An 8,451-nucleotide genomic window follows, 5' to 3' on the forward strand; every position below is an offset into this window, starting at 1 on the left:
ACCAGCTTTGAGCCTTCAAGTTTGCAGTCTTGACGAACCGACGACGATTATTCGACAGGATGGCCGATTGCGGCGGCGAGTTCGCGCAGCAGGCGGTCCGACACCTGGCCGGTGACGGGCATCTTGCGCTGGCGCTCGAATGTCTGGATCGCCGACTGGGTCTCGCCGCTCATCGTGCCCGTGATCTTCAAATTCCCATAGCCGTATTCGGACAACGCGCGCTGCACGCCGGCGAGGCGACGCGCCGCCGGGCTTTGCTGCGCCGGGATCGCTGCCGGCGGACGTGCGACGGCGACCGCAGACGGTGCCGGTGTGGGCGTCGTGGCCTTGATGACCAGATTGGTCATGGGATCGCCCGCACGCGGCGTCGAGGCCGTCGTCTCGGCGGGTTTTTCGGGCGCCTTCTCGGCCGGTTTCGGCTCGACGCGAAACTCGGTAGCTTTCGGCTCGAGCGGCGAGGTGTCGGCGCCGACGGGACGCGGACGCGGCATGGGATTGGCCTGCGGCATGGACGACGGCGCGGGAAGATTGATCACGGTGCCGAACATCGGCGCAGGATGCCGGCCGGTCTGCAGGAACAGCGCATTCGCAACGATGGCGCTGACGGCCGCGGCGGCGACGAGGCCGGCCAGCGTGTCCTTGGGGCTGTGCAGGAGCACGCGCATCACGAGATTGCGCTCGGTCTCGACATCCACGACCGCGGCCTTGGCGCCACGGCGGCGCGGAGCAGCTTCGTCCTTTGCAGCAGACTTTCTAGGCACTTTTCTTCACCAGAGCAGGTTGGTCCTGAATTTCATGACGCAGCACCGGCGTCAGCGTCGCGATCTTGCTCTCCGCGGGCTTTGCTTGCGGCGGCGTGTAGACCAGCGGCAGCTTGACCGTGACGGCGGTGCCCTCACCGAGCTTGCTTTGTACCGTCAATTCGCCGAGATGCAACGCCACCAGGCTCTTCACGATCGACAATCCGAGGCCGGTACCCTCGTGACGACGCTGATAGGTCTTGCCGCACTGGAAGAACGGCGAGCCGATGCGCTTGAGATCATCGGGCGCAATCCCAACGCCGGTGTCGCTGATGCGCAGCGTGAGCTGCGAGGCGGATGCCGCCGCAGACACCGTGACCTGGCCGCCGCGCTCGGTGAACTTGACGGCATTGGCAACGAGATTGAGCACGATCTGCTTGAACGCGCGCGGATCGCCGGTCATCACAGGCAGATCCCGCGGCGCGTCGGTGATCAGATCGACGCCGTTCTCGCGCGCCTTCAGCGCGAGCAGATTGCAGCAATGCATCAGCGAGGCGCGCGGCGCGAACGGCTCCGACGCAATCTCGAAATTGCCCGATTCCATCTTCGACATGTCGAGGATGCCGTTGACGACCGACAGCAGATGCTGGCCGGACGCGTTGATCAGCTCGGCATATTCCTTGCGCTGGGGAGCGCCCAGCATCAAGGCCTGCTCCTGCGCGATCATCTCGGAGAAGCCGATGATGGCGTTGAGCGGCGTGCGCAGCTCATGGCTCATGGTGGCGAGGAAGCGCGTCTTGGCGGCGTCGGCGGCTTCCGCATCACTGCGGGCCTGATCGAGCGCCTGCTCCTGGAGCTTGCGATCCGTGACGTCGCGCATGACGCCGACGACTTCGGCCTCGCGCGTGAGATCACCGCCCAGGTCCTGATCCAGCGGCCGGCAGCGCATCTCGACCCAGATGAAATCGACCTGACCGCGCTCGGAACCGGTGGGTTCGCGCCGCAACCGGAATTCGACGCTGCGCACGTCGCCGCGCGCGGCATCGGAGAGCGCGGTGAGATAGGCCGGACGATCGGCGACATGGACGCGATCGAACAGGCCATGGCCGAGCAGCTGCGCAACCGGCATGCCGAGCATGGCTTCCGCGGCCTGTGAGATGAACTGCACCGCGCCGTTGCGCTGATGCCGCGAGATCACGTCGCTCATGTTGCGCGCCAGGAGGCGATAGCGCTCCTCCTCGCGCGACAGCAGCGTCACGCTGGTGCGCGCGAGAGATTCGGCGCCGAAGGCGAGGCCCGCCGCATAAAGCGTTGCGGAGGCGACACCGAACGCCATCATCACGCCGCGTTGCGCAGCGCTGACATGTTCGGACGGCAACCAGCCGAACTGGCTGACGAGGATCAATATCCCGGCGCAGGACAGCGCCAGCAACGAGGCAAAGGCCGCGACGCGGCGCGAAGCCGACAGCGCGGCCTCGAGGGGAACCACGACCAGCCAGATCGCGGCGAATGATTCGATGCCGCCGGTCGTGCTCGCAATCGCCATGATCAGGCCGGCAAGCGCCAGCGACGACAGCACATGGGCGCCTTCGTAGCGGCCGGTGCGCGACAGGAACCAGGACAGCATGATCGGCGCGATCAGCCAGGCGAAAGCGGCGACCTCGATCGCGCTCGGCGCGCCACGCAGGACGAGATAGACAGGAAATGCGGCAAAGGCAGCCAGGCTTCCGAGAAGCCGCGGCGCCATGAAGGCGCGATGGCGCGCGCGCGTCAGCGCATCGTAACGCGCGGAGGGATGCAGCAGCGCATCGAGACAATCGCGGATGATACTCAAAACTGTCACGGGTCTCGCGCTTCGGCTCAATCGTCCTTGAAGACGTGCCGGAACGCCTCCTTGTCGTTGAGCCAACGTGTCAGAGCGACCTTAAACGAGTGCTAAGGCGATCCGGCCTGCGGCTCCACACCGCGTCATCGCGGAGATTTTTAGGCGATTTGGCGATGTCATCATCGGGGATGGTGAACACAGGGTTTCGCCGTCCCTTTCATGGTTTCGAATTGGTGGATGCGCGAGGTCCGGAACACCACGGGCGCAGCTATCCATCGAAAATTTACGAGACCTCACATCGCGAAGATTTTTGCGTAAATTTTCCGCGAATTAAGCGGAAGGCAATCACTTGCGATTTATCGAGAGTTGCTAGGTCCGACCTCGCGGAGATCGCCGCGACGGGATCTAACGTACAGGTTCGCAAGATGCGCTTTCTGCTCCGCATCACATTCTGGCTCGGGCTGGTGCTGGTGCTCCTGCCGCGGGACAAGTCACCCGAATCGGGCAAGCTGCCGAACATCGGCGCTGCCGACGCGGTGCAGGCTGCGACCGCGGCCGTCTCCGACATGAGCCAGTTCTGCAAGCGCCAGCCGGCGGCCTGCGAGGTCGGCGGACAGGCCGCGACCATCATCGGCCAGCGGGCGCAGGACGGTGCGAAGAAGATCTACCAGATCATCAACGACAAGAAAGAGCAGATCACCAACGAGAAGAACGACAAACCCGACAAGAAGGCGCCCGACCACACCGGCTCGATCACGGTCGCCGGTGAAGGCGACGCCGCCGCGACCGAAGCACCGCGCGACACGCTGACCCAGGACGATCTCGCGCTGGAATGGCACGGACCGGAGACGGCGAATTAGGGCTCAAATCCTATCGATTTCGGCAGTGCGCCTCCCTATATTTGCCTGAACGGGAACCACGGGCCATCAATGACTGCGATTGACGAGATCAGGGACAATTTCGAGCTCCTCGAAGACTGGGACGACCGCTACCGCTACGTCATCGAGCTCGGCCGCACCCTGGAACCGATGCCCGAGGCGGAACATTCGGCCGAGAACAAGGTGAATGGCTGCGTCAGCCAGGTCTGGCTCCAGAAGCTGGTCGATCGCGGCAACGGCGCGCCGCTCCTGAAATATCGCGGCGACAGCGACGCGCATATCGTGCGCGGGCTGGTCGCGATCGTGCTCGCGCTCTATTCCGGCCGCACGCCGCAGGAGATTCTCGCGACCGATGCGATCTCGGTGTTCGACGAGTTCGGCTTCCGCGACCATCTGACGCCGCAGCGCTCCAACGGCCTGCGTTCGATGGTCGAGCGGATCAAGACCGACGCGAAAGAGGCGCTCGCGGAAGCGTCGTGAAGGGTTACTTCCGCTTCCGCTGCTGCTGACCCAGGCCCATCTTCTTCGCCAGCTGCGAACGCGCCACCGCGTAGTTCGGCGCGACCATGGGATAGTCGGCCGGCAGGCCCCATTTCTCACGATATTGCTCGGGCGTCATGCTGTACTGGGTGCGCAGATGGCGCTTCAGCGACTTGAAGCGCTTGCCGTCTTCCAGACACACCAGATAGTCCGGCGCGATCGACTTCTTCAGCGAGACGGCAGGCTTTGCCGGCTCGAGCGGCGCTTCGACGCGGCCCGACGACACCCGCGTCAACGCGCCGTGCACCTGGCTGATCAGGTTCGGAATCTCGGCGGCCGGCGTCGGGTTGTTGCTGACATAGGCCGAGACGATGTTGGCCGTCAGCTCGATGAAATTTTTAGCCCCAACATCCGACATGGGCTCGACCTCTCTCCAATGCGACTCCGTCGCATTGCATTGGCGGCGGTGAAGTATTCTCTGTCAACAATACGTTTGGCCGAAATACGACGACTAGGAAATATCAACCGATTACTGATCTCGCGACCACAATTGCGGGACTTTACTTGAACGCCGCGAAGCTTCAGCCGCGCTGGTCGAGATGGGAGCGCAGCTCGTCGATCGAGGCGAAGCGCATCATGCCCTCCGGCATCTGCGCCTCGATCGAGCCGTCTGAATAAAGCGAATAGGCCATGCCGTCGACGATGCCGGATTTGAGCACCGTTACCGGCGACTGTTCGGCCGGCGGCGGCTCCGGTGCCGGCGGAGGTGCGGCAGGCTGAGGTGCTGCAGGCTCGAAGGTCGACGCCGGCCGTGGCGGCGGCGGGCGACGCGCTGCGGGCGGCTCCGGCGGGCGCGCACGGTCGGCCTTCGGCCAGGCATCGTCAAAGCTCGCGGGCGGAGCCTCGTCGGGCTCCGCGGGCTCGGTGTGCGGTTGCGACGGTAGACCGTCCGCGGCCTTGGCCTCGGCACGCTCGCGCTCCTTGCGCGAGCTCGAGGCGAACAGCAGGTTGCGCCGGCGTGGCGTCTCCGGAGCTGCGGGCGGAGGCGGAGGCGCTTCCGGCTCGGCCGGTGCTTCGGCCCGCGGACGCTCACGGGCGGGCGCTTCGGCCTGCCATGGCGGTGCAGCGGGGGAAGGCTGTGGCTCGGCTCGTATCGCCGGAGCCAGTTCCGGCGCAGTTGCGCCCGGTGCATTTGGCCCAGCGAGGCCCGGCGGCAGCACCGGCCTCACGCGAACCTCCGACGGCGCGGCCGTCCCGGCCAGCCGGCGGGCGATGCCTTGCAGCTCCAGCAGCACGACGTAGAGGCCGACCAGTAACATTCCGGAGCAGACGCCAATCGTTCCGCTCGTTATGAGCGTGCTGCCAAGGCTGAAATCCCTGATCGAATAGCCAAAAGCGACCGCAAGGAGGCCCGCCACCACGGCGAAAATCCCTACGATCAACAACGCCAAGCTCATCGAACCCATCCCCGTCCGCGCATCCGCGCGCGGCACCCGTTACGCCACGATACCGTCATACTGCGTTCCTCGCCAACGACCAATTGCCGCCGCCGTTCCTAAAGGGAAGGATATCAGGGACTTATTCACATTCCCTTCAGCAACGGTCAGCTAGCTGTAATCTGCTCCCGCGTTTTCGGAAATTGCTGCGTCGCATCAGGAATTTAGCCATAATGCCCAATTACTTGGTAATGGAACTGCGCTATAGGGATTCCGGGGAGCAGGCCCGCGCGCACCAGCAGGGCCAAGAGGGGATTCCGGGTCACCAATAGCCATGACATCCATCACGACTTCGGCGATCGACACGCCTCTCGGGCGCTCGGTTGAACGGACTTGCGACGACCTCGCCATGCTGGTGCTGGCTGCCGTCGCCGTCATCGCGGGCCTGACCTTCCGCGACTACGGGCTCGGCTGGGACGACTACACCCATGCCGAATATGCCGACCTGCTGCTGCGCATGTACGGCTCCGGCTTCAGGGATACGTCTGCCCTCTCCTTCGCCAACCTCTATATGTACGGCGGCGGCTTCGACATGGTCGCAGCCCTGCTGCACAAGATTCTCCCGCTCGAGTTGTTCGAGACGCGACGCCTGGTCGGCGCGATCGTCGGCGTGATCGGGCTTGCGGTCACGTGGCGGCTCGGCCGCCGCATCGGCGGACCGCTTGCCGGCCTTGCCGCGCTCCTGCTGCTGGCGCTCTGCCCGATCTTCTACGGCCACATGTTCATGAACCCGAAGGATGCGCCCTTCGCGGTGGCGATGATCATCCTGATGCTCGGCCTGGTCCGGCTTGCCGAGGAATATCCAAAACCCTCGCCGCGCACGATCTTGATCGTCGGCCTCGGTGCTGGCCTCTCGATCGGCTGCCGTATCCTCGGCGGGCTCGCGCTGGTCTATGCGATGGTCGGCTTCACGCCGCTGTTCCTGGAAGAGCTGCGCACCGAGGGCGCGCGCGAGGCTATCAGGCGTTTCGCCCATGTCGTCTACGTGCTGCTGCCTGGGCTCGCGTTCGGCTATCTCGTGATGGGCCTGATCTGGCCGTGGTCGATCATGGAGCCCGGCAATCCCTTCGAGGCCCTGACCTATTTCTCGCACTTCTTCGAGAAACCCTGGAAGGAGATGTTCGACGGCGCGATCGTGTCCGTGCCCGACATGCCCTGGTCGTATCTGCCGACGCTGTTCGCGCTGCAGCTGCCCGAGGTGATGCTGGTGCTGATGGCCGGCGCGATGTTCAGCACCTTCGCGATGCTGCCGCGTCGCGAGGTTCCGGCGCGCCGCAAGACCATCCTGCTGATGCTGACGCTGGCGGCCACCCTGCCGCTCGCGATCGCGATGGTGAAGCGTCCTGCGCTCTACAACGGCATCCGCCATTTCGTCTTCGTGATCCCGCCAATGGCGGTGCTCGGCGGCGTCGCCTTCGCCTGGACCATGGAGCGCCTGCGCACCAACCACCGCGCCTGGCAGCCGGCCGTGCTTGCCCTGTTCTGCTTCGGCCTGGCGCTGCCGCTTGCCGAGATGATCCGGCTGCATCCCTATCAATACACCCACTTCAACCACATCGCCGGCACGGTGCGCGCCGCCGACGATCGCTACATGCTGGACTATTGGGGCCTCGCGCTGAAGCAGGCCTCCGACGAACTGCGTGAGCAGCTGGTCGAGCGCCAGGAAGTGCCGCCGCGCAATCGCAAATGGAAGGTCGCGGTGTGCGGTCCGCAGCGCCCGGCGCAGGTCGCGCTCGGCCCCGACTTCACCATCGGCTGGGATTCCAACGCGGCCGATTTCGCCATGACGCTCGGCGAATTCTACTGCAAGGGCCTCACCGCCCCCGTGCTGGTCGAGATCAAGCGCGATGACGTGGTGTTCGCCCGCGTCTACGACATCCGCGGCCGCGGCATTTCCAGCCTGCTGTCGATCCCCGCGCCGTAATATTCTTCTACGGGCCTGTAGCCCGGATGAAGCGAAGCGAAATCCGGGGACAGCGGCCCCGCATTACGCTGCGCTCCATGCGGGCTACGCTTGGCTGCTTGCGATTTGACCGCCTTGCTGCCGACCTCACCCGAGACTAGGCTCCCTCCCCGCAACAACGAGGTTCGGAGAGATTTGCCATGTCACCAGCGGAAGCGCGCCTGAAGGAAGTGCCGTCGAACATGACGGAGGCGGAGTGGCAGCAACGGGTCAATCTCGCCGCCTGCTATCGTCTCGTCTCGCTGTACGGCTGGGACGATCTGGTCGACACCCACATCTCCGCGCGCGTGCCCGGCCCCGACCATCACTTCCTGATCAACCCCTATGGGCTGATGTTCGACGAGATCACGGCCTCGAGCCTGGTCAAGGTCGATCTGCACGGCAACCAGCTCAGCGAGAGCGAATACAGCATCAACCCGGCCGGCTTCACCATCCATTCGGCGATCCACGAGGTGCGTGAGGACGCGATCTGCGTGCTGCATCTCCACACGCTGGACGGCACCGCGGTGTCGAGCACCGCCGAAGGCCTGCTGCCGCTGAACCAGACCGCGCAGCTCGTCACCCACGACCTCGCCTATCACGACTATGAAGGCATCGCGCTCGATCACGACGAGCGGCCGCGGCTGCAGAAGGACCTCGGCGACCACAACCACATGCTCCTGCGCAACCACGGCACGCTGACCGTCGGCCGCTCGGTCGCGTCCGCCTTCGAGCGCATGTACCATCTCGAGCGCGCCTGCTCGATGCAGGTGCGCACCCGCGCGCTGGGCACGCCGGTCTATCCGGTCGAGGAAATCGCGATCGAGAAGAACACCGAGCTGCTCGCCAACCGCGACCGCGCCGAGCTGCGCGCGACCAACCTGGTGTGGCCGCCGCTGCTGCGCAAGCTCGACCGCGAGCTGCCGGGCTACCGCTCTTGAGATTTACGGAGTTTGGTGTAGACTAGCCGTCAACACCCTCTACACATTTCGGAATGAAACGCCGCCCAATTCCGGGCGGCGTTTTTATTTGGTGGGGTCGTCGTTACGGAAACAGAGCCGTAGGGTGAGCAAAGCGAAGCGTGCCCACC

Annotated in this window: 8 protein-coding genes; 4 read left to right on the plus strand and 4 right to left on the minus strand. The window is 64.8% G+C overall.

Annotation, left to right across the window (positions count from 1 at the left end; all coding sequences use genetic code 11):
* Positions 1 to 47: 47 nt before the first annotated feature.
* Both FXB40_RS45225 and FXB40_RS45230 read right to left on the minus strand, forming a co-directional pair.
* On the minus strand, positions 48 to 761 hold the full coding sequence (locus FXB40_RS45225; protein WP_148778720.1) for a peptidoglycan-binding domain-containing protein: 714 nt from the start codon (positions 759 to 761) through the stop codon (positions 48 to 50).
* Positions 754 to 2,583, minus strand: coding sequence for a PAS domain-containing sensor histidine kinase (locus FXB40_RS45230; protein WP_187437575.1), 1,830 nt, complete (start codon positions 2,581 to 2,583; stop codon positions 754 to 756). Before FXB40_RS45230 ends, FXB40_RS45225 begins: the two co-directional genes overlap by 8 nt.
* Positions 2,584 to 2,990: 407 nt before the next feature.
* Between FXB40_RS45230 and FXB40_RS45235 the strand changes: the two genes are divergently transcribed.
* Both FXB40_RS45235 and FXB40_RS45240 read left to right on the plus strand, forming a co-directional pair.
* Complete coding sequence (locus FXB40_RS45235) at positions 2,991 to 3,425, plus strand: DUF5330 domain-containing protein (protein WP_148778722.1); 435 nt, start codon at positions 2,991 to 2,993, stop codon at positions 3,423 to 3,425.
* A 69-nt stretch (positions 3,426 to 3,494) separates the two neighbouring features.
* On the plus strand, positions 3,495 to 3,923 hold the full coding sequence (locus FXB40_RS45240) for a SufE family protein (protein WP_148778723.1): 429 nt from the start codon (positions 3,495 to 3,497) through the stop codon (positions 3,921 to 3,923).
* 4 nt (positions 3,924 to 3,927) lie between these two features.
* On the opposite strand, the gene FXB40_RS45245 is transcribed toward FXB40_RS45240, so the two are convergent.
* Together FXB40_RS45245 and FXB40_RS45250 are read right to left on the minus strand one after the other, a co-directional pair.
* Complete coding sequence (locus FXB40_RS45245) at positions 3,928 to 4,341, minus strand: Ros/MucR family transcriptional regulator (RefSeq protein WP_148778724.1); 414 nt, start codon at positions 4,339 to 4,341, stop codon at positions 3,928 to 3,930.
* Between the two features lie 163 nt (positions 4,342 to 4,504).
* Positions 4,505 to 5,380: a DUF308 domain-containing protein gene (locus FXB40_RS45250; RefSeq protein WP_187437576.1), complete on the minus strand. Its 876-nt coding sequence runs from the start codon at positions 5,378 to 5,380 to the stop codon at positions 4,505 to 4,507.
* A gap of 313 nt (positions 5,381 to 5,693) precedes the next feature.
* Between FXB40_RS45250 and FXB40_RS45255 the strand changes: the two genes are divergently transcribed.
* On the plus strand, positions 5,694 to 7,343 hold the full coding sequence (locus FXB40_RS45255) for a glycosyltransferase family 39 protein (RefSeq protein ID WP_148778726.1): 1,650 nt from the start codon (positions 5,694 to 5,696) through the stop codon (positions 7,341 to 7,343).
* 179 nt (positions 7,344 to 7,522) lie between these two features.
* Entirely contained in the window at positions 7,523 to 8,302 is a 780-nt protein-coding gene (locus FXB40_RS45260) for a class II aldolase/adducin family protein (RefSeq protein ID WP_148778727.1), read from the plus strand.
* The last annotated feature ends 149 nt before the right edge of the window (positions 8,303 to 8,451 follow it).

Source organism: Bradyrhizobium rifense, assembly GCF_008123425.1.
GTDB classification, from domain to species: domain Bacteria; phylum Pseudomonadota; class Alphaproteobacteria; order Rhizobiales; family Xanthobacteraceae; genus Bradyrhizobium; species Bradyrhizobium rifense.

What these genes read in the sequence shown, in the direction of transcription:
- FXB40_RS45235 (WP_148778722.1), top strand. Translation starts at nt 2,991, where the DNA reads ATGCGCTTTCTGCTCCGCATCACATTCTGGCTCGGGCTGGTGCTGGTG.
- FXB40_RS45240 (WP_148778723.1), top strand. Translation starts at nt 3,495, where the DNA reads ATGACTGCGATTGACGAGATCAGGGACAATTTCGAGCTCCTCGAAGAC.
- FXB40_RS45245 (WP_148778724.1), bottom strand. Translation starts at nt 4,341, where the DNA reads ATGTCGGATGTTGGGGCTAAAAATTTCATCGAGCTGACGGCCAACATC.
- FXB40_RS45250 (WP_187437576.1), bottom strand. Translation starts at nt 5,380, where the DNA reads ATGAGCTTGGCGTTGTTGATCGTAGGGATTTTCGCCGTGGTGGCGGGC.
- FXB40_RS45255 (WP_148778726.1), top strand. Translation starts at nt 5,694, where the DNA reads ATGACATCCATCACGACTTCGGCGATCGACACGCCTCTCGGGCGCTCG.
- FXB40_RS45260 (WP_148778727.1), top strand. Translation starts at nt 7,523, where the DNA reads ATGTCACCAGCGGAAGCGCGCCTGAAGGAAGTGCCGTCGAACATGACG.